Annotated in this window: 22 protein-coding genes; 1 reads left to right on the top strand and 21 read right to left on the bottom strand. The window is 67.1% G+C overall.

Going from position 1 to position 20,327, the window contains the following annotated elements; genetic code table 11:
• Nucleotides 1-14: 14 nt before the first annotated feature.
• Nucleotides 15-566 carry a DinB family protein gene (locus VFW04_02900; protein ID HEX5178256.1) on the top strand — a complete coding sequence of 184 codons (552 nt, stop codon included), beginning with the start codon at nucleotides 15-17 and terminating at the stop codon, nucleotides 564-566.
• Here VFW04_02900 and VFW04_02895 read toward each other — a convergent pair.
• From VFW04_02895 to VFW04_02795, 21 genes are all read right to left on the bottom strand, one after another.
• A complete protein-coding gene (locus VFW04_02895; GenBank protein ID HEX5178255.1) occupies nucleotides 563-2,050 on the bottom strand; it encodes a hypothetical protein in 1,488 nt (495 codons plus the stop codon). The two genes, VFW04_02900 and VFW04_02895, sit on opposite strands and share 4 nt — an antisense overlap.
• Nucleotides 2,044-2,622, bottom strand: a complete 579-nt coding sequence (locus VFW04_02890) for an aminodeoxychorismate/anthranilate synthase component II (protein HEX5178254.1) — start codon at nucleotides 2,620-2,622, stop codon at nucleotides 2,044-2,046. The genes VFW04_02895 and VFW04_02890 overlap by 7 nt, the downstream gene beginning before the upstream one ends.
• A gap of 16 nt (nucleotides 2,623-2,638) precedes the next feature.
• Entirely contained in the window at nucleotides 2,639-3,592 is a 954-nt protein-coding gene (gene xerD, locus VFW04_02885) for a site-specific tyrosine recombinase XerD (GenBank protein ID HEX5178253.1), read from the bottom strand.
• Nucleotides 3,589-4,080 (bottom strand): 2-C-methyl-D-erythritol 2,4-cyclodiphosphate synthase, encoded by a 492-nt coding sequence (gene ispF, locus VFW04_02880; GenBank protein HEX5178252.1) that lies wholly within the window; start codon nucleotides 4,078-4,080, stop codon nucleotides 3,589-3,591. Before ispF ends, xerD begins: the two co-directional genes overlap by 4 nt.
• A 66-nt stretch (nucleotides 4,081-4,146) precedes the next feature.
• Nucleotides 4,147-5,196 (bottom strand): cyclic dehypoxanthinyl futalosine synthase, encoded by a 1,050-nt coding sequence (gene mqnC, locus VFW04_02875; GenBank protein ID HEX5178251.1) that lies wholly within the window; start codon nucleotides 5,194-5,196, stop codon nucleotides 4,147-4,149.
• Nucleotides 5,197-5,201: 5 nt separating this feature from the next.
• Nucleotides 5,202-6,056 carry a menaquinone biosynthesis protein gene (locus VFW04_02870; protein HEX5178250.1) on the bottom strand — a complete coding sequence of 285 codons (855 nt, stop codon included), beginning with the start codon at nucleotides 6,054-6,056 and terminating at the stop codon, nucleotides 5,202-5,204.
• Between the two features lies 1 nt (nucleotide 6,057).
• Complete coding sequence (mqnE, locus tag VFW04_02865; protein ID HEX5178249.1) at nucleotides 6,058-7,215, bottom strand: aminofutalosine synthase MqnE; 1,158 nt, start codon at nucleotides 7,213-7,215, stop codon at nucleotides 6,058-6,060.
• Nucleotides 7,216-7,218: 3 nt separating this feature from the next.
• Nucleotides 7,219-8,466 carry a beta-ketoacyl-ACP synthase II gene (fabF, locus tag VFW04_02860; protein ID HEX5178248.1) on the bottom strand — a complete coding sequence of 416 codons (1,248 nt, stop codon included), beginning with the start codon at nucleotides 8,464-8,466 and terminating at the stop codon, nucleotides 7,219-7,221.
• Nucleotides 8,466-8,705, bottom strand: coding sequence for an acyl carrier protein (locus VFW04_02855; protein ID HEX5178247.1), 240 nt, complete (start codon nucleotides 8,703-8,705; stop codon nucleotides 8,466-8,468). Before VFW04_02855 ends, fabF begins: the two co-directional genes overlap by 1 nt.
• 64 nt (nucleotides 8,706-8,769) lie before the next feature.
• Nucleotides 8,770-9,510, bottom strand: a complete 741-nt coding sequence (fabG, locus tag VFW04_02850) for a 3-oxoacyl-[acyl-carrier-protein] reductase (GenBank protein HEX5178246.1) — start codon at nucleotides 9,508-9,510, stop codon at nucleotides 8,770-8,772.
• Nucleotides 9,507-10,445, bottom strand: coding sequence for an ACP S-malonyltransferase (gene fabD / locus VFW04_02845; GenBank protein ID HEX5178245.1), 939 nt, complete (start codon nucleotides 10,443-10,445; stop codon nucleotides 9,507-9,509). Before fabD ends, fabG begins: the two co-directional genes overlap by 4 nt.
• A 16-nt stretch (nucleotides 10,446-10,461) precedes the next feature.
• Nucleotides 10,462-11,451: a beta-ketoacyl-ACP synthase III gene (locus VFW04_02840; protein ID HEX5178244.1), complete on the bottom strand. Its 990-nt coding sequence runs from the start codon at nucleotides 11,449-11,451 to the stop codon at nucleotides 10,462-10,464.
• Nucleotides 11,448-12,467, bottom strand: a complete 1,020-nt coding sequence (gene plsX, locus VFW04_02835; protein HEX5178243.1) for a phosphate acyltransferase PlsX — start codon at nucleotides 12,465-12,467, stop codon at nucleotides 11,448-11,450. The genes VFW04_02840 and plsX overlap by 4 nt, the downstream gene beginning before the upstream one ends.
• Nucleotides 12,468-12,469: 2 nt before the next feature.
• The gene (gene rpmF, locus VFW04_02830) at nucleotides 12,470-12,652 is read right to left on the bottom strand and encodes a 50S ribosomal protein L32 (GenBank protein ID HEX5178242.1); all 183 of its coding nucleotides are present in this window, start codon (nucleotides 12,650-12,652) and stop codon (nucleotides 12,470-12,472) included.
• A gap of 31 nt (nucleotides 12,653-12,683) precedes the next feature.
• Complete coding sequence (locus tag VFW04_02825; protein ID HEX5178241.1) at nucleotides 12,684-13,193, bottom strand: DUF177 domain-containing protein; 510 nt, start codon at nucleotides 13,191-13,193, stop codon at nucleotides 12,684-12,686.
• 341 nt (nucleotides 13,194-13,534) lie between these two features.
• Nucleotides 13,535-13,954, bottom strand: a complete 420-nt coding sequence (ndk, locus tag VFW04_02820; protein HEX5178240.1) for a nucleoside-diphosphate kinase — start codon at nucleotides 13,952-13,954, stop codon at nucleotides 13,535-13,537.
• A gap of 4 nt (nucleotides 13,955-13,958) precedes the next feature.
• Complete coding sequence (locus VFW04_02815; protein ID HEX5178239.1) at nucleotides 13,959-14,867, bottom strand: CBS domain-containing protein; 909 nt, start codon at nucleotides 14,865-14,867, stop codon at nucleotides 13,959-13,961.
• Nucleotides 14,864-15,733, bottom strand: a complete 870-nt coding sequence (gene sucD, locus VFW04_02810; protein ID HEX5178238.1) for a succinate--CoA ligase subunit alpha — start codon at nucleotides 15,731-15,733, stop codon at nucleotides 14,864-14,866. The genes VFW04_02815 and sucD overlap by 4 nt, the downstream gene beginning before the upstream one ends.
• Nucleotides 15,730-16,875, bottom strand: coding sequence for an ADP-forming succinate--CoA ligase subunit beta (gene sucC, locus VFW04_02805; protein ID HEX5178237.1), 1,146 nt, complete (start codon nucleotides 16,873-16,875; stop codon nucleotides 15,730-15,732). The genes sucD and sucC overlap by 4 nt, the downstream gene beginning before the upstream one ends.
• The gene (locus VFW04_02800) at nucleotides 16,872-17,840 is read right to left on the bottom strand and encodes a carbamate kinase (GenBank protein ID HEX5178236.1); all 969 of its coding nucleotides are present in this window, start codon (nucleotides 17,838-17,840) and stop codon (nucleotides 16,872-16,874) included. The genes sucC and VFW04_02800 overlap by 4 nt, the downstream gene beginning before the upstream one ends.
• Entirely contained in the window at nucleotides 17,837-20,326 is a 2,490-nt protein-coding gene (locus tag VFW04_02795; GenBank protein ID HEX5178235.1) for a UPF0182 family protein, read from the bottom strand. Before VFW04_02795 ends, VFW04_02800 begins: the two co-directional genes overlap by 4 nt.
• Nucleotide 20,327: the final 1 nt, after the last annotated feature.

The following is a 20,327-nucleotide window of genomic DNA, read 5'->3' as shown; positions in this document are numbered from 1 at the left end:
GCGAAAATCCGAGCGTGCGCACCACATCTCTCGTTACCAGGCCGGTGCCGACGGACGAGCTGATCCTCGAACCGTGGCGCACGAACTGCCGCATCACGCGGCTGCTGGTGAGCGGTCTGCCGCGCGCCATCTGGGAGGCGCCGCTGCCCGGGTTGCCGCGTCGCACGGTCCGCATGGTAGCCGCGCACTTCCACAATTCGCGCAGCGGCTGGATCAACACGCTCGGCGTCCCGTTAGGCATTGAGCGGCCACCTCGCGTGAGCACCTTCAAGGCGACGCGGCGAGCGGTGCTCGCCGCCTTGCCGGGAAGCGCCAACGGTATCGAAGCCGTGTTGCGCGCCGGGTTGCGGGCGGGCGGCACGGTACCGCCCACGGCCAAGTACGTCTGGCGGAACCTCCCGCTGGATGTCGGCCACGTGCTGTCGTACTTCATCGCGCACGAAGCCCACCACCGGGGGCAGCTGGTGCTCGCCTGCCGTCAGTTAGGCGCGCGGCTCCCGCACGAGGTGGTCAACCGGATGTGGTGGTGGCAGCCGCCCAAAGCCGCCAGAAAGAACGCGCTCTAGTGCTGCCCGGGCACCCTGACCCCGAAGCTCACCGCGTCGCGGTGCGTGCGCGGATCGAAATCGTAGCCGACGAAGAAGAACGAGAAACCGAGCCGTGCGCCGAGGTTCTGCTCGAACCTCGGCAGGCCGCCGACCCCGGCCGACCCGAATGCGTCGCGCAGCACGATGGTCGGCGCGCCGAGGTACTTCACCCTGAGGCCGGTGATCGGGATCGTATAGACGCCCACGAGATACAGCAGATGGTCGCCGCCTAACGACAACACGTCCAGGGTGGGCAGCGTCCCTGCCCCGCCGAGATACGCGAACCGCTGCGGCGGCGCTGTATCGCCGGCGGTCAGCACGCCGTGCGCGTGGAAGGCAAAGTGCTGCGTCGCAAACGTCGGGAACGAGACATCGGCGTCGAACGTCGTTTGCGTGAAGCGCTCGCCTAACGGAGTGTCGAACGGGCGTTCGACGCCAACGTCGCCCGACAGCTTCACGTCGCCGAACTGGTACGCCGCCGCGGCGTTGCCCAACACCGACGAGATGCGCCCGTGCTCGATCACCGGGTTAGGCCGGAGCATCGCGTCCGCCGCCTCCGACCCGGTGATGCTCCACGGGCCGCCCGCCCGCCCCGACCAGTCGCGTTCGGTCGCGGCGCCGGCGTCCAAGGAGAACTGGCCGGAGCCGGCGGCCCACGTGTGCATGATCGTGCCGCGGAACCGGTCGGCGCGCCAATAGTTGCGATAGTCGTGGCCGATCGCCAGCACCGCAAGCGAGTTCTCCAGCCCCGGCTCGATCCACTCGTCGTTGCTCAGCGTGTAGCGCCCCGCGTCACCGGAGATCAGCCAGTCGGGGCCCAACGGCACATCGATGGCCGCCTCAGGGTCCCACATGCCGAGGTCGCTGCGGTACGTGATCGTGGGATCGACGCGGAGATGATCGCCTAACAGAGACAACCGCGGACCCCAAATCGCCGACAGGCCGTCCACGCGGTCGTAATTCGGCACGCGAAAGCCGAACAACATCGGCAGCGTGAAGATGCCGGCCAGCTCGGGCCCCGCGGGCGCCACGTAGTCGAGCGCGATGCCGTCGTTCGTGGTGTCGGCGTCGATGCGCACATCAGGATACGAGAGCTTGCCGCCCACCACCGTTGCGTCCCGCGAGTCGTACACGCGGCCGCCCACGGCAATCGCCCGGCCGTCGATGTGCGCACCCGGCCGCAGGAACACGTTGCCCTCGAGGGCGAGCACGTCGCCGTGCACCGTGCTCGCCACCGTCACATCGCTGCCGACGACGACCACCGAGGTCGCGAACACGCTGTCCTTGAACAGTCGCGTGTTCCACTTCTCGTAGCGCGTCACGTACGGATGCGCGAGCGCATCGGCAATCACCGGCCCCGATGGGATGGGCGCCGCGTGCCGGACGTACACCCGTTCGTGCGCCTGTTGGGCCGCGAGCGGCGAGCTCACGGCCAGCAGGAGCGCGACGAAGCGTCTCAGCATCCGGCGAGCGTCAGGAAGTTCTGCAGAAGTCGTTTCCCGTGTTGAGTGAGCACGGACTCGGGATGGAATTGCACACCCCATACCGGATGCGAGACGTGCCGCACGGCTTGGAGCTCGGTGTCGTCGTCGAGGGACGTGGCGAGCATGGTCAGGCAGGCCGGCAGCGTTTTGCGTTCCACGATGAGTGAGTGGTATCGCATCACCTCGAGCGGCGACGGGATGCCGCTGAACAGCCCCGTCCCGTCGTGTACGATCCGGGACATCTTGCCATGCATCACCCGCGCCGCGCGGACGACCGTTCCGCCGAACGCCTCGCCGATGGCCTGGTGTCCGAGACACACGCCAAGCAGCGGAATCGTCGGCCCCCATCGGGACACGACCGGCACCGAGATGCCCGCTTCGCGGGGCGTGCACGGACCGGGCGAGAGCACGATGGCCCGCGGCCGGAGCGCGCCCACCTCCTCGACGGACAGGGCATCGTTTCGCCTAACGAGCGGCTCGGCCCCCAACTCGCCCAGGTACTGGACCAGGTTGTAGGTGAACGAGTCGTAGTTGTCGATGACGAGAATCATGACGCGTCGGTTCGGATCAGCCCCGCGGATGATACTGCTTGTGCACCGAGCGCAGGTACTCGCGGTCCACGTGCGTGTAGATCTGCGTCGTCGCGATATCCGCGTGTCCCAGCATCTCCTGGACCGCGCGCAAGTCGGCGCCGTGCTCGAGCAAGTGCGTGGCGAACGTGTGGCGAAGGGTGTGCGGTGTGATGTGTTTGGTGATGCCGGCGCGCTCGACGTACTTGCGCAGAATCTTCCACGCCCCCATGCGCGTGAGCGGTTTCCCCTGCGCGTTGAGCAGCAGCATTCCCTTGCCTGCTCCGTGCTCCAAGCGCGGCCTCAGCTCGCGCACGTACACGGCCACGGCGCCGATCGCGCGCCGTCCGATGGGCACGAGCCGCTCCTTGCTGCCTTTTCCGAACACGCGCACCAGGCCGTTGTCGAGCATCAGGTCTTTCACGCCGAGTGTGACCCACTCGGACACGCGAAGGCCGGCGCCGTAGGCGAGCTCGAGCATGGCGCGATCTCGAAACGCGAGCGGGTCATCCAGCGTGGGCGCGGCCAGCAGGCGCTCCGTCTCGTGCACGGTGAGCACGTCGGGCAGCGTGAGCCATCGCTTGGGTGTCTCGAGGCGGTCGCTCGGATCCTGCGCGATCTCACCCTCGCCGACGAGGAAGCGAAAGTACGTTCGCACCGCAGAGATGTTGCGGCGAATCGACGTCGGGGCGAGGCCGAGGTCCTTCAAGTGATACACGAAGTCGCGGAGCAGCGCCGGTGTGACGCCGGCGGGACGGCTGGCGCCCTTCACGCGCATGAACGTGGCAAAGCGCGCGAGGTCGAGCGCGTAGGCCTCGTTCGTCGCCCGAGCGGCGCCTCGCTCCACGTGGAGAAAATCCTGGAAGCGCTCGAGCGCGAACGCGCGGGCGAGGTCATCGCCTAACGCAAGCGGAGCGTTGGCGTCCGGGTGCGCGGTCGCCCGGCGGGTCATTCGGTTTGGACCCGCTGTTCGAGGGTGGCGACGGCGATGCAGGCGACGCCTTCGCCGCGCCCGATCCAGCCCATGCCCTCGTTGGTCTTGCCCTTGACGCTCACGGCGCCGGGCTCGATGCCCAACGCGGCCGCCAGCGCCGCGCGCATCGCGTCGCGGTGCGGCGCCAGACGCGGCCGCTCGGCGATCACCGTGACATCCACGTGCGCCGGACGCCAGCCGTGCATCGCGGCGCGGGACACGGCCAGACGCAGCATGTCCATCGAGTCGCGGTTGCGGTTGGCGGGGTCGGCATCGGGAAACATCTCGCCGATGTCGCCCGCGCCCGCCGCGCCTAACACCGCGTCAGTGACGGCATGGGCGACGGCGTCGCCGTCGGAGTGGCCCGAGAGGGAGACGGTCGCGGGAATGGCGACGCCGCCCAGTTTGAGAGGTCCGCCCGGAACGAGGCGGTGCGAGTCGTAGCCGATGCCGCAGCGTGTGGCCATTCGGTCTCGCGCCATGCTCGAAAGTGGATGCATCGCACCGGCTCGGCGTCCGGCGCGCGGCAAGCGCTACGCCGCCACCGTCGCGGACTCTGGCGTCGCCGCCGGCGCGATGATCGAGTAGTCCTGTCGTCGGCGCGCGGCCGTGAACCCGGCGTCGCGGATGAGCCGCTCCATCTCGTCGGTCGTGGTGCGGAACGTCGTGTTCGCCGCCGACACCACGTTTTCCTCGATCATGAGCGATCCGAAGTCGTTGCAGCCGAACCGCAGCGCCACCTGTCCGACCTTCATGCCCATCGTGACCCAGCTGGCCTGCAAGTTAGGCACATTGTCGAGCGTGATGCGCGCGATGGCCGTCGTGCGCAGATAATCGGTGGCGTCGGTCTTGGGCTGGTGCGACATCTTGGGCGTGTTTTCGGGCTGCAGCGGCCAGCAGATGAACGCCGTGAACCCGTGCGTGCGCGCCTGGAGATCCCGCACGCGCTGCAGATGCTCCAACCGCTCGGCCAGCGTCTCGCCGATGCCGTACATCATCGTCACGCTGGTCTTCATGCCTTCCTCGTGCGCGATCTCCATGATCTCGAGCCAGCGATCCGCGCCCGCTTTCTTTTTCGCGACGATGTCGCGCACGCGCTGGACGAGGATCTCGCCGCCGCCGCCGGGAATGGAATTGAGCCCGGCCTTGATGAGCTCACGTATCACTTCACGTGCATCCATGCGGAACAGCTTCGCGAAAAAGTCGACTTCGCTCGGGCTGAATCCGTGGATATGAATCGGATGGTACCTCTTAATGTACTTGAGCAGCTCGAGATACCACTCGAAGGGGATGTATGGGTTATGTCCCCCCTGCATCAGAATCTGAACGGCGCCGAGCGCTTTGGCTTCATCGATTTTTGCGCCGATCTGTTCGTACGAGAGTGTGTAGCCCTCGCCGTGCTTTGGCCGGCGATAGAACGCGCAGAAGCCGCAATCGGCCACGCACACGTTCGTGTAATTGATGTTGCGATCCACGATGTAGGTGACGATGCCGTGCGGGTGCTTCTCCTGGCGCACGCGATCGGCCTCGAGCCCCAGCTCGAGCAACGGCGCGTTCGTGTAGAACTCGAGGAGATCACGCATAGTCGTCAGGCGGGAAGAAAGGCGAGCGATCCATCGGGGACTTCGCCGACCGCGGCAAGCCGTCTGAAAAAATCGGTGAGGCCGGCCAGGTGCGCGTACGACAGCCGATAGTCCAGTCCGGAAAGGTACTCGGCGCAGGTGTGCAATGCGACGCCGCTGGCGCGAGACGCCTGGGCAGCGAGCTGGTCGAGATGGCTCAGTCCCCAGTCGCGCGATTCGATGAGGCGCGCATGCACGTCGAGAGCTTCGCGCACCGGCGCCGAGCGCTGGGCAACCCACACGGCGAACACGAACGGCAGTCCCGTCCATCGCTTCCACTCGGCGCCCAGGTCATACGCGTACGGGTAGGGAGCGCCATGGTCTACCGCATTTGGGGCGGCGCCCAGACGCGCGGCGTTGAGGAGGAGAGCGGCGTCGCCGATCACGAGCCGTGCGTCATGGTGCTCATTGGCGAACTGCGCCACGTTCGTGAGCTCGGCGTCGCCCGCGGCGAACTCGGGCGAGGAATGCCACACGTTGGCGAAGAGGAGGCGTAGCAGCGCCACGCTGGTCATGGAGCTGCGCGAGAGCAGCACGCGCTTGCCGCCGAGCTCTGGCGCCGGCACGCGCGAGAACAACAGGACGCTGCGCACGGCGCCATCGGATGTGATGCCGAGGTCGGGGAGCAGGAGATAGCGGGCGGCATCGCGCGCGTAGGCGACGGCCGAGATGACGCTCACCTCGAGCTCGTTGGCCGCCATACGCCGGTTGAGCTCGCTTGGCACGCCGTCCACGAGCGTCGCTGCGACGGAGACGACGCCGCGGTCGATGGCGCCGTACACGGGATAGCAGTTGATGTACGGGATGCGGCCGATGCGCACGTTAGGCGGCCGCGGCGTCCGGCTCGAAGGTCCGGATCACGTTGTAGAGCGAGTCGCGTTCGACCGGGATGCGGCCGGCGCCACGGATCAACTTGAGCACGTCGTCGAGGGCGAGGCCCTGTGGCGTGTGGGCGCCGGCCTCGTGATAGATCTTTTCGCGGACCACCGTGCCCTCGAGATCGTTCACCCCGAAGTTCAGCGCGATCTGCGAGATGAACTGCGTGACCATGATCCAGTGCGTTTTGACGTGCGCGAAGTTGTCGAGGAACAACCGCGCGACGGCGAGGTTGCGCAGGTCATCGTGGCCGCTCGTCGCCGTGCCCGTGCGGCCTAACGTAACGCCGAGCTCGTTGTGGTCCGGGTGGTAGGCGAGCGGAATGTAGGTGAGGAATCCGCCGGTCTCATCCTGCAGGTCGCGGAGCATCTGCAGGTGCTCCATGCGGTCCTCGATCGTTTCCACGTGGCCATAGAGCATCGTCGCGTTGGACCGGATGCCGAGCGCGTGGGCGATGCGGTGCACGTTGATCCAGTCTTCGGCAGCGAGCTTGCGGTCGGCGATGGTCGCGCGGACGCCCTTCGAGAACACTTCGGCGCCGCCACCCGGCAGGGTGTCGAGGCCGGCGTCGCGCAACTCGGTGAGGACCTGCTTGATGGACATCTTCTCGATGCGCGCAATGTGCGCGATCTCGACCGCGGTGAGCGCCTTGATGTGGACCTGCGGATGGCGCTCCTTGAGTCCCTGGAACATCTCGCGGTAGTACTCGAGGCCGGCCTGCATGTCGAGGCCGCCGACGATATGGAACTCGCGCACGTACGGATTGGCGGCGGCTTCCGCGTACACCTGTTCCATGGTGTACCGGTAGGCGCCGCTCTCCTTGGGCAGCCGTGCGTACGAGCAGAAGACGCACGTCTTGCGCAGGATGCAGACGTTGGTCGGGTTGATGTGCTGATTGGCGGCGAAGTAGACGCGCTTGCCGTGGATCGCGCGGTTGGCGGCATCGGCGAGCAGGCCGACGCCTAACAGATCGGGCGACCGGAACAGCGTCGCGCCGTCGCCGGCCGACAGGCGTTCGCCGGCCGCGACCTTCGCGGCAATCGGGCGCAGGGCGGGATCGCCCATGCGATGGGGGTCTATCTCGGGAACCGGCGACAGCGCCATGCGTCAGTCTTCGAAGCGCTTCACAGCCAGCGTGACGTTGTGTCCGCCGAACCCGAAGCTGTTGGACAGCGCGGCGGAGACGTCGCGCTCGATCGCCGTGTTAGGCGTGTAATCCAGATCGCACTCGGGATCCGGCGTCCGGTAGTTGATGGTGGGCGGAATCCGCCCATCGCGCACCGTGAGGGCACTGGCGACGAATTCGACCGCGCCCGCGGCGCCGAGCATGTGGCCGGTGCAGGACTTGGTGGAGCTCACGTTGAGTCCCTGCACCGCTTCGTCGAACACGGCCTTGATGGCCCGTGTTTCGTTGAGATCGTTGGCCGGCGTGGATGTGCCGTGCGCGTTGACGTAGCGCACCTCCTCCGGCGTGAGCGACGCGTCGTGCAGCGCGCGGCGCATGGCGCGCTGCGCGCCTTCGCCGTTAGGCGATGGCGCCGTGAGATGGTACGCGTCCGCGGTCGCCCCGTAGCCGACGATCTCGGCGTGGATGCGGGCGCCGCGCTTCCTGGCATGCTCCAATTCTTCGAGCACCACCGCCGCCGACCCTTCGCCCATCACGAAACCGTCGCGCGTCGCGTCAAACGGGCGCGACGCGGTCTCCGGCTCATCGTTGCGTTCGGACAGCGCCTTCATGTTCGCGAAGCCGCTGATCGCCATCGGCGAGACGGTGGCCTCGGCGCCGCCGGCGATCATGAGGTCGGCGTCGCCGTATTGAATGGTGCGGAACGCTTCGCCGACCGCGTGCGCGCTCGATGCGCACGCCGACACCGTCGCGTAGTTCGGCCCGCGCGCGTTGAACTGCATGCTCACAATGCCCGCGGCGATGTCCGAGATGAACATCGGGATGAAGAACGCGGATACCTTGTCGGGACCGCGCTCGCGGAAGTTGTCGTGCTGCTCTTCGAACGTCTTGAGGCCGCCGATGCCGCTGGCAATGATCACGCCTAACCGATCGGGATCGTACTGCGCCCCGTTGTCCAACCCGGCGTCGTGCATCGCCTGCGCGGCAGCGGCTACCGCGTACTGCGTGAAGAGATCGGACCGCTTCACCTCCTTGCGATCCATGTACTGCAGCGGATCGAAATTCTTGACCTCGCACGCGAACCGCACCGCAAAGCGCTCGGGATCGAACTTGGTGATCGGTCCCGCGCCCGATTTTCCATCGAGGAGGGCGCGCCACGTCGTCGCCACGTCGTTGCCGACGGGCGTCACGGCCCCTAGGCCGGTGACGACGACCCTCCGCTTCGCCACTACTCCTTGACCTTGGTCTTGAGGTAGTTCATCGCATCGCCAACGGTCCGCAACTTCTCCGCATCTTCGTCGGGAATGTCGATGTTGAACTCCTTCTCGAACTCCATCACCAGCTCGACCGTATCCAGGCTGTCCGCCCCCAGATCCTCCATGAAGCTCGCGTCGTTGGTGAGCTTTTCGCGCTCGACGCCGAGCTCCTTGGCGATGATTTCCTTGACCTTCTCCTCGAGATCCGCCATGGACGTGGTCCTCAATTGGGTGTGGTTGAGGTGCAATTTACGCGTCGCCAAACGGTACGGAAAGCTACATGACCATGCCGCCGTCCACCACGAACACGTGTCCCGTGATGTACGACGCATGCTCCGATGCGAGGAACGCGACGAGTCCCGCGATGTCGGCCGGTGTGCCGAGCCGGCCCAGTGGAATCTGGGCGGACAACTGCTCACGCGCATCCGGCGTGAGCGCCTTCGTCATGTCGGTGTCGATGAATCCCGGTGCAATGGCGTTGGCCAGCACGTTGCGTGAGGCGAGCTCTTTGGCGACCGACTTCGTCAAACCGATGAGACCCGCCTTGCTCGCGGCGTAGTTGGCCTGCCCTTTGTTTCCGGTAATGCCGACCACGCTGGTGATGTTGATGATGCGCCCCCAGCGGCGCTTCATCATGCCGCGCGCCGCGGCGCGGGTGGCGGCGAACGCGCCGCGAAGGTTGGTGTCGATCACCGCATCCCAGTCTTCGTCTTTGAGCCGCACGAGCACGTTGTCGCGCGTGAGGCCGGCGTTGTTGACGAGGATGTCCAACGAGCCCAACGCGTGTTCTGCCTGCTCCACCAATCGTTGGGCATCGCCTGGCTGGCCGAGATCGGCGGCGAATCCATGGGTGCCGGTGCCGATCGCTGCCGCGGCCTGCGCGGCGCGATCCGCATCGCGTCCGGCGATCGCGACGGCTGCGCCCGCGCGCGCGAGCGACGTCGCGATCTCGAGGCCGATGCCGCGCGTGCCGCCGGTGACGAGTGCCGTCCGCCCGGTGAGGTCGATGCTGATCATGCGAGTCGCTCGAGGAGTGCGTTCACATCGGCGACCGTGCCGCACGGCAGCGTTTCCGCGCCAGGCACGATTCGCTTCACGAGGTTCGAGAGCACCGTGCCCGGTCCGAGCTCCAGGAACACGGCGCCGGGATGATCGGCCGCCAATCGTTGCACGAGCGCGGTCCAACGCACGGGAGACGTCAGCTGTTGCACGAGGAGCGCCTTGGCCGCCGCGGCGTCGCACACGGGGTCTGCGCTGACGTTGGATGAGACGGGAAAGGAAGGCGCGCGCATGGCGGCGCCATCGAGCGCACGCTCGAGTCCGGCGGCGGCAACTTCCATGAGCGGCGAATGGAATGCGCCGCTCACCTTGAGGCGAATGGCGCGCTTGGCTCCGGCGTCTTTCGCGAGCGCCATCGCGCGTTCTACGGCGTCGATCTCGCCGGAGATGACGAGCTGTTCGGGCGTGTTGTAGTTGGCTGGCACCACGACGCCGCCTTCGGCGCACACCGTGCTGCACACGCGTTCCACGTCGTGCTCGCCGAGTCCGAGGATTGCGGCCATGGCGCCGGGCCGCTCGACGCCGCTCTTGAACATGAGCTCGCCGCGTGTACGGACGATGCGCAGTGCGTTGGCGAGCGAGAGCGAAGCGGCGGCGTGATAGGCGGTGAATTCGCCCAACGAGTGTCCGGCGGCGGCACGGACGTGCGGCGCTGCGCGCTCCCGAATCAGCGCCCACGCTGCCGCGCCGTGCGCCAGCAGCGCCGGTTGGGCATTCTGCGTGGATGTGAGTTGATCGTCGGGTCCCTCGAAGCACAGCTTCGACAGCGGGATGCCCAACGAGCGGTCCGCCTCATCGAACACGGCGCGCGCCGCGGGGAAGGCGTCGGCGAGGTCCTTCCCCATGCCCGGCTTCTGAGATCCCTGGCCGGGGAAGAGCAGAATCAAGTCCATGTGCGTGCGGCGCCGGTTAGAACCGGATGACCATCGAACCCCACGTGAATCCGGCGCCGAACGCGACGAGCAGCACCGTCATCCCCTCGCGGATGCGTCCCGCGGTGATCGCTTCGTCGAGCGAAATCGGGATCGACGCCGACGACGTGTTGCCGTAGCGGCCGACGTTCACGAACACCTTGTCCATCGGGATGCCGGCGTGTTTGGCCGTCGCTTCGATGATCCGGACGTTGGCCTGGTGCGGCACCATGAGGTCGATGCTCGAGGCATCCAGGTGGGCGTTCTCGAGGGCGCGATCGGCTGCTTCGCACATCATGCGCACGGCGTGCTTGAACGTTTCGCGTCCCGACATCTTCACGAGGTGCGTCCGTTGGGCGAGCACCTCGGCCGACATGGGGACGCTGGCGCCGCCGTGCGGGCGGTAGAGCAGATCGGCGAGCCGGCCGTCGGAGCGCATGAACGTCGACAGGATGCCTTTGCCGTTGCGCGCCGGCCGCACGACGGCTGCGCCGGCCGCATCGCCGAAGAGCACGCAGGTGCTACGGTCGGTCCAGTCGAGAATGGCGCTCATCTTTTCCGAGGCGGCGACGAGCACGGTCTGGGCGCTGCCGGCGGAGATGAGCCCTTCGGCGACCGTTAGGCCGTAGAGGAACCCCGAACAGGCGGCGCCGATGTCGAAGGCCGCGGCCCGGTCGGCCGCGAGCTCCGCCTGCAGGTCGACGGCTGTCGCGGGCAGGAGGCGGTCGGGCGTTGCCGTCGAGAGGATGATGGTATCGAGCTCCGATGCGCCGACGCCTGCGCGCTCCATGGCCATGCGCGACGCGTTCGCCGCCATGCTCGCGGTGCTGTCGTTGGGCCCGGCGATGTGGCGCTCGCAGATGCCGGTGCGTTCGACGATCCACTCGTGGCTCGTCTCGAGTCCCATGGCGGCAAACTCGTGGTTGCGCAGAATGCGCTCGGGCGCGAAGTGCCCGATGGCGGCGATTTCGACGAGGGGCCGCGTCATGATTGGGGCACCGCGCTGGCGTCGAGCCGGCGGCCGATGTGCTCGACCATGCGGCGCTCCACGGCGCGCAGAGCGACCCCGATCGCATTCTTGATGGCGCGCGGCGAGGAGCTGCCGTGCGAGATGATGCTCACGCCCTTCACGCCTAACAGCGGCGCGCCGCCGTAGTCGGAGTAGTCGAAGCCCTTGAAGATCTTGGCCAGGACATCCTTCGGCACGCCGCCCTTGGTCATCATCGACATGATCATGCCCGGCACCGACTCGTAGAACTTGAGCACGACGTTGCCGACGAAGCCGTCGCAGACGACGACATCGATCGAGCCGCGGCTGCTGCCGCCGGTGAGAATGTCGCGGCCTTCGACGTTGCCGGCGAAGTTGAGGTCCGTCGCCTCGAGCAGCTTGTGCGCATCCTTGACGGCGGCATTGCCCTTTTCCGGCTCTTCGCCGATGCTCAGCAATCCCACCGCGGGATTGGCGCGATCGAGGATGTCTTCGGCGTACACGGCGCCTAACCGTGCGAACTGCACCAGTTCTTCGGCCGAGCAGTCGACGTTGGCGCCGGCGTCGAGGACGACGACGGGATTGCGCTGGGTCGGAAAGGTGGTGGCGATGGCCGGTCTCGTTAGGCCCGCGTGGAGCTTGAGCAGAAACACCGATGCCGCCATCTGCGCGCCGGTGTTGCCGGCGGAGACGAAGGCATCCGCCTTGCCCGTCGCGTGCAGCTTGAGGCCAACGGCCATCGAGCTGTTCGGCTTGGAACGAATGGCCGCGGTCGGCTTTTCGGACATCTCGATGACATCGGCCGCCTCGACGATCGTGATGCGATCGCGAAGTCCCGATGGCAGCGACGTCGCGGCGCCGAGCTGTTTGTTCAACTCCGCCGCGACGTCATCGGTGCGGCCGACGAGTTGAATCGAGTGTGCGCCGTCGAGCTCGGCCAGTGCGAGCAGGGCGCCGGCGATCGGCGCTTCGGGGGCGCGATCGCCGCCCATCGCATCCAACGCGATGCGTGCCAACGCTATGCTTCCCTGGCCTCGACCCGCTGCTCGCCGGCGTAGTAACCGCACTCGGGACAGACATGGTGCGGGCGCTTCATGCTCTGGCAGCGCGGACACGCCTGGAGCGCAATCGGAGCAGCTGCCTTGTGCGTGTTACGCGCGCGCTTTTTCCGCTTCGATGTACGTCGCTTGGGGACGGCCATGGGAGATCAACCGAAAGGGTAAGAGATGAGCTCAGGGCGAGGCCCGGCGGGCCGCGGCGAGCGCGGTCCAGCGTGAGTCAGTGTCCGGCGGACACGAGCACGGCGCTGCATTGAGATCGGCTCCGCACCGGGCGCACAGGCCGCGGCAATCGTCGCGGCAGAGGACGTACTCCGGCGCGGCGAGCATCCACTGCTCGCGAACCGCTGGGCGAAGGTCGATGTTCTGGGCATGCGGCGGAATGCGATACGTGTCTGGATCGTCGGCCACTTCATCGCCTGGTTCGACGAACAGGACGTGGACCTCTTCTGACACGGAGCTGGAGACATCCTTCAGACAGCGCCGGCAGGCTGTGACTGCCCGGGCTTCGATGCGACCGCTCCAGTAGTAGCGCCCAGTCCCGGCGCGGGACAAACGGCCGGTGGCGTGGGCTGGCGTAGCGGGTCGCACGTCACCCTCGGTCCAGATCGGGTCGTCCAGCTCCAAGTCCCCGTCGACGCGGACGGCTTGCCGCTCCACCTCGCGAATGTCGTAGCACAGCATAACCCATGAATGTACTTGGAGATGAGAGTCGGAGCAAGGCGGCTGAGTGTGGTGCGCGTCCTGTCAATTTGCGCGTAGCTGGCCCGGACTGAAGCGGTTGATAAGGATAGCGAAAGGGAAACCAAGGATAACGAAAGTGATCCTTCCGCCTGGCGGGCAGGCGCGTCGCCTAACGGATAAATTTCCTGTCTTTTTGTGGAAAACAAACAGCGGCCTTTCCATTGAGCTGCCGCGCTCCCACTCCGCGTAGAACGATCATTTTCGTTATCCTTAGTTTCCCTTTTGTTATCCTTATGAGCCTTTTTCAGTCCAAGCAAGCACCGCCGCGCCGAAGCGCGCGCCTAGATGCGATCCGCCTCGGCGAAAAAGAACGCCGCCTCCCGCTCCGCATTCTCGTCGGAGTCGGATGCGTGGATCGCGTTCCGCTCCTTGGACTCCGCGTAAAGCTTGCGCACGGTGCCGGCGGCCGCTTCGGCGGGATCGGTCGCACCGATCGCCGAGCGCAGCATGGCAACGGCGTCCGCGCGCTGGAGCACCATCGGCATGCACAGGCCTGACGTCATGAACCGCACGAGCGGCGCGAAAAACGGCCGCTCGCGATGGACCGCGTAGAACGCCTCGGCTTGCGCTTGCGTGAGGTGCAGCACGCGCGCCGCGCGAATCTTGAAGCCGGCTGCTTCCAGATGGGCAATGATCTTTCCCGTCTTCCCCGCGCCGAAGGCGTCAGGCTTGATGATCGTCAGCGTACGCGTCCCAGCCATGGCATCACGATCCTATGAGTTTGCGAACGATGTCGCCGCGCGTGAGGAAGCCGACCAGGCGGCCGTCCCGCACCACGGGCACGCGTTCGACGTCTTTGTTGGACATCACCGAAGCGACTTCGGCTAACGGTTGATCGGGCGACACGCAGAGCACCTGGCGCGTCATCACGTCGCGCACCGTGCGCCGCGTATGATCCGCGCCGCCGGCGTGTCGCACCGATTCGCCGTGCGCGCCGCGGCCGCCGCCGAAGAATGCGGCGTTGACCAGCATGTGCCGCATGAGCTCGCGCTCGCTCAGCATCCCGACCAGCATCCCATCGGCATCGACCACCGGCAGTCCGCCGACGCCCGCCCGCACCATTTCGCGCGCCGCGTCGCGCAGGACGACTTCCGGACGCGTGGTGTGCGGCCGGATGGTCATCACGTCGCGGACCGCGAGGTGCGGTGTGATTTCGATCTCGCCTAACGCAGCCAGGCCGGCGATCTCCGCGGGCGTCTGGGCGGCGAGCCACGCTTCGACGACGTCGGCTCGCGACAACAACCGCGAGAACGCGCCGAGCACTTGGAGATAGCGCGCGGCTTGGCGCGGCGGAGCGACGATGAGCACGATCAGCCGCGCCTGCTGCGACTCGGCGTCCTGCGCGTCGCGCGGAATCGGCGACGCAGCGACGCCGACGGCGACGACGAGCTCGAGCACGGCATCGGTACGGTAGTGCGTCAGGAACGCGCGATCCCCGAGCATCACGATGTCTTCGCCGCGCCCTTCCTCGACGCGACTGCGCAGCTTTGCCGGATCGTCGACCACGCCGGCGCCGGTGATGCGCTCGACGAGCACCAACGCCGCCGCCTCGAGCGTTGTTGCATCGAGAGGCGTCACCACACGCTCGACGCGGACGAGATCCGAAAGCTTCACAGCCGTTCTTTGAGCAGCGGAACGAAGTCCACGGGCCGTTGGGCCACGCCCATCCCCGCGGACTTGAATGCCTCCACCTTCTCCGCTGCCGTTCCTGCCGAACCGGAAATGATTGCGCCGGCGTGTCCCATGCGACGTCCCGGCGGTGCGGTCTGTCCGGCGATGAATCCGACCACCGGTTTGGACATGTGCGCACGCACGAACTCCGCCGCCTGCTGCTCATCGGTGCCGCCGATCTCACCCATCATCGCGACGGCTCTCGTGTCGGGATCCGCCTCGAACGCCTGGAGGCAGTCGATGAAGCTCGTCCCGTTGATCGGATCGCCGCCGATACCGACGCACGTGCTCTGCCCGATCCCCGCGCGCGTGAGTTGGTACACGACTTCGTAGGTGAGCGTGCCCGACCGGCTCACGACGCCGACGTGTCCCGGCGTGCAGATGCGACCGGGTATGATTCCGACCTTGCTCATGCCGGGCGTGATGAGTCCGGGACAGTTAGGCCCGATCAGTCGCGCCTTGCGATCCTGCACGTAGGGATACACCCGCGTCATGTCCAACACCGGCACGCCCTCGGTGATGCAGACGATGAGCGAGATGCCGGAATCGGCGGCTTCCATCATGGCGTCGGCGGCGAACGGCGGCGGCACGTAGATCACCGACGTATTCGCGCCCGTGGCGGCGACCGCATCGGCCACGGTGTCGAACACCGGCACGCTGTTCTCGAACGTTTGGCCGCCCTTGCCCGGCGTGACGCCGGCCACGACGCAGGTGCCGTACTCGAGCATCTGCTTTGCGTGGAATGAACCGTCGCGGCCGGTGATGCCCTGCACCACCAGCTTCGTGTTTCGATCGATGAAAATGCTCACGCCGCCTTCCCTCCCGTCGCCAACCGTACGGCTTTCTGCACGGCTTCGTCCATGTCGGTCATCGCGCTGAATCCGTGCTCCTGCAGGATCTGTACGGCGATTTCCTCGTTGGTGCCTGTTAGGCGAATCACCATCGGTACGTTGAGCGGCGCATCGCGCGTCGCGGCGACGATACCGTTCGCCACGTCGTCCGTGCGTGTGATGCCGCCGAAGATGTTGAACAGGATCGCTTTCACGTTCGGATCGCGCGTGATGATCTTGAGCGCGTTGATTACTTTCTCGGGGTTGGACGACCCGCCGATGTCGAGGAAGTTCGCGGGCTCGCCGCCGTAGTATTTGACGAGATCCATCGTCGCCATGGCGAGTCCGGCGCCGTTCACGACGCAGCCCACGTTGCCATCCAACTTGATGAACGTGAGGTTCGCGCGCCGCGCCGCGAGCTCGCTGGGATTCTCGGCGGTTTCGTCGCGCAGCGCCGCGATGTCGGGACGCCGATCGAGCTCGTTGTCGTCGATCACCATCTTCGCATCGAGCGCGAGCAAGTCGCCGCCGGTGGTCACGGCTAACGGATTGATCTCGGCCAGCGATCCCCCGCTTCCGGTGAACGCCTGCCAGAGCTGGCGCAGAATCTTCGATGCGTCGCGCGCCAGCCTCGCATTCTTGTAGAGGAAGAAACCGAGCCGCGTCGCTTCGAACGGCAGCAGTCCATAGCGAGGATCCACGGCGAGCCGCATGATCTTGTCGGGCATCGTGGCGGCAACTTCTTCGATCTCGATGCCGCCGGCGGGGCTCACCATGAACACCGCGCGCTTCGATCCGCGATCCACGATCACGCCGGCGTAGGCTTCGCTCGCGATGTCGGCGGCCGGCGTGACCAGCACCTTGGGCACGGTGAGTCCCTTGATCTGCATGCCGATGATCTGCTGCGCCGCGGCGCGTGCATCGGCGGGCGTTTTCGCGAGCTTGACGCCCCCTGCCTTGCCTCGGCCACCGGCGTGCACTTGCGCTTTCACGACGACGCCGGTGCCGTATGCGCGCGCAATACGCTCGGCCTCATCGGGTGTCGTTGCCACATCGCCGGGCGGAACGGGAATTCCGTAGCGGCGGAAAATGTCTTTGGCCTGGTATTCGTGAATGTTCACGGACTCTCCAATGTGATCGTCGTTCCTGCCTCGCCGCGTACCGCTTCGCGTCCGCGACTGAGCTCCGTAATGATAGCGCGCCCTCCGGTTCGTCGCACGAAATCCATCGCGGCGCGCACCTTGGGCGCCATGCTGCCTTCGCCGAACGCGCCGGCGCGATCGAGTGCGTCGGCTTCGGCGATCGACAGCGTTCGCAGCGCGCGCTGCGCGGGCGTGCCGAAGTCCGCATACACGGCGTCGACGTCCGTTAGGATGAGCAGCAAGCTGGCGCCGAGATCGCGCGCAAGCACGGCGGCGGCGAGATCCTTGTCGATCACCGCATCCACGCCTTCCCATCCGAGCACGCGGTCCGGATAAATGGGTGCGCCGCCGCCGCCGCACGCGACGACGATCGTGCCGGACTCGACCAGTCGGGCGATGACACCGATCTCGTGAATCGCGAGCGGCCGTGGACTGCCCACGACGCGCCGCCAGTGCCCGCGCGCATCCTGCTTGACAGCGACGCCGGCATGGGCGAGGCGGCGTGCGCGTTCCTCGTCGAGTGCGTGGCCGATGAACTTGGTGGGCGCGGTGAGCGCCGGATCGTCGGGCGCGACCTGCACCTGGGTGATGACGGTTGCCACGGCGCGGTCGGCGCCGGCGCGGCGGAGCGCGTTCTCCAGCGACTGCTGGATCATGTAGCCGATCCAGCCCGCCGTCGCGGCGACGAGGACGCCTAACGGAAGCGGGTCGATCTCCGCCCGCGCCGCTTCGTTGCGCATCAGCTCGTCGCCCACCTGCGGGCCGTTGCCGTGCACGACGCACAGCTTCCAACCGTCGAGCGCCAGATCGACGATGGCGCCGAGGCTCTCCCGCGTGTGGCGGAACTGGTCGTGGATGGTCGAGCGCTCGCCCGCCGGTGCGAGCGCGTTGCCGCCTAACGCGATGACCGCGACGCCGGGTGTAACGGCCTGTTCCGGCGTCACGGCGCGGGCTTGAGGAGGAGTTGGCCCAACGCGTCGTAGGCGCGGCCGAACGCGACCCAGTCCCCGCGCTGCAGCGCCGCGTGCATCCGGTCGTACAGCTCGTGGACGCGCGCGCGGAAATCGCCGGGCGCGATCGGCACGGTGTCCGCCGCCGCTACCGCCGCCACGCCTAACGCCTCGCCCAGGGTATGCCCCGTGGTCACCAGCGTATCGCGCGACACCGCCACGCGGGCGACCGTCGGCGGCACGTCCGCCTTCCACACGTAGGCCGGCTGCACCAGCGCCAGGCCATGCGCCAGCGGCACCACACGCACCTCGCCGAACCGGATGCGCGCATCGCGCGGAACGGTCGCCGTGCTGTCGAGCGCTCGCCGCATCTCATCGAGGACCGAATTCCAGCGCGGCCCGCGCGGGTCGAGCGGAATCCAGTACACCGATGAATTGCGTCCACCGGTGCCGAGCACCGCGCCCGCGAGCCGGTCCGTGGAATCGAGCACCGCCTGGCTGCAGCCGAGGCGGCCGCGGCCCGTGGCGAAGAGCAGCGCGCTGCCGTCCCGCAGCACGGAATCCGCGCCGCCGTTCCACGGCAGATGCCCCATCCAGCTCGAGTCGCCGCTCAAGCCGAATCGCGCCAGCAGATCGGCCTGGATGCGCACGCCATCCACGGGGGGCGGCAGCGCCGCGAGCAGCGCGGCCGACATGCGGTCGGGCGACGTGAACAGCGACGGAAATTCCCGCATCCAGGTCTGCGCGATCGGCCCAACGGCGACGTCGGCGAGGAGCGACACACGGCCGGTGTGCGCGTTCACGATCGCCGTGGCCGCGTGCCTAACGAGACCGTACTCATCGTCGCCCACTGTGACCCGCTTGCTGAGCGGATAATCCGCGCTGGCGTCGTACAGCGCCACGGTCCAGTAGAGCGAGTCGTCGGCCACAACGGGGAGCACCGATGTGCCCTGCACGAAAAACGGCGCCACCGCGTCGATCCGGTCCTGCACGCCCCGGCGGGTGAGCACCCGCACGCCCGGGCGATCGAGCGAGAGCAGCCGCAGATTCTGCTGACTCCATGCCTGCACGATGCGATCGACGCCGTTGTCCAACCGCGGTGCCGCGATGTTGCCCGTGCTGTCGAGCACGAGCGCGTAGCCGGGCACCGAGTCGTATACGAGCACCGGCGGCAGCGGTCGCGAGGCGCTCGACGCTCCGGGCGCGCCGAGCACCGGGTCGCCGTTGTCGTCGGCGAGACTCGCACGCACGCGCGTCGCGCTCCACGAAACTTCCCTGGGCGCTGCGGGCGAGCCCGCAGCATCGAGCAGCTCACCCTCCTGGCTCGGCCCGGTCACCACGACGGCCGTGAGTCCGAGCGGCGTGGCGGACCACCCCACGCCGTGGGCGATGCCCTCGACATCGTGGCCGCGCTCCAGCGACTGCTCGAGCGGCAGCGGGTCCCACACGGGTACCGTGCCGGCGACGTCGTCGGCCGACGGAAACACGAGCGAGTCCGATCGCTCGATGCGATCGAGCGCGTATGCGCGGCGCGTGTAGTCGACGCGCACCTGCCGATATGGTCGTTCGCGCAGCTCCGCATCGGCGACGGGCGCGAAATGGCGCGCGATGACGGGTGCGATCTCGCGCGCGCCGAACGCGACCACGAGCAGTACGCCTAACGTGGACACCGCGACGCGCAGTTGCCCGGTCCATCCGAAAAACAACACGACGAACGCGGCGGCGACCGTCGCGATAGACATCCACAGGCTCACCGGAATCCCCGCGCGATGATCCGTGAAGGTGAAGAGCCCGTCGGGGCCGGAGCCGGAGAACAGCACGCGATACGCCTCCAGCCGGTAGCGCCACGCCATCAGCAGCAGCAGAAGACAACACAGCACGACCAAGTGGCGCCGCACGTAGTGCGACACGTACAACGATCCGCGCTCCCAGCGCAGACTCGGCGTCAAGGCGTAGAGGAAGATCACGACCGCGGTCACGACCATCACGGCGATCAGCGCCCAGAGATAGACCGCCGACTCGAACGGCAGCCAGTAGACGTAAAAGCCGAGATCGGCCTCGAAGTAGGGATCGCTTTCGTTGAACGGAATGCCGTGGTGCGCGAGCACCCACGACATCCACGTACTCGATGGCAGCGTGAGCAGCGCGCCTAACAAGATGGCGAGAATCGCCGCGGCCGCCACGAGGTACGTGCCCGGAATCTCTTCGCCGATCTCGATGTTGGCCACGCGTCGCGGGAGCACCAGCGAGACCACGCTGTGGCGCACGCCGTAGAGGTTGGCGAACACGAAGGCCGCTGCCAAGACGCCCGACGTCAGGCGCAGCCCCAGATTGGTCAGCGTCCGCGTCCGCCACACGGCCGCGGCGCCGAGCGCCGCATACCATTGATAGTCGGCGATGACGCCGGTGATCACGCGTCCCAGGATGAGGAACGACGCGACCGCCGCTACGGCGAGCACGGCCCACCGTCGCGGAGTCACG

It is taken from the genome of Gemmatimonadaceae bacterium (assembly GCA_036273715.1).
In the GTDB taxonomy this organism is placed as follows: Bacteria; Gemmatimonadota; Gemmatimonadetes; order Gemmatimonadales; family Gemmatimonadaceae; genus JADGGM01.
This window is presented reverse-complemented; position numbering and strand designations above follow the sequence as displayed.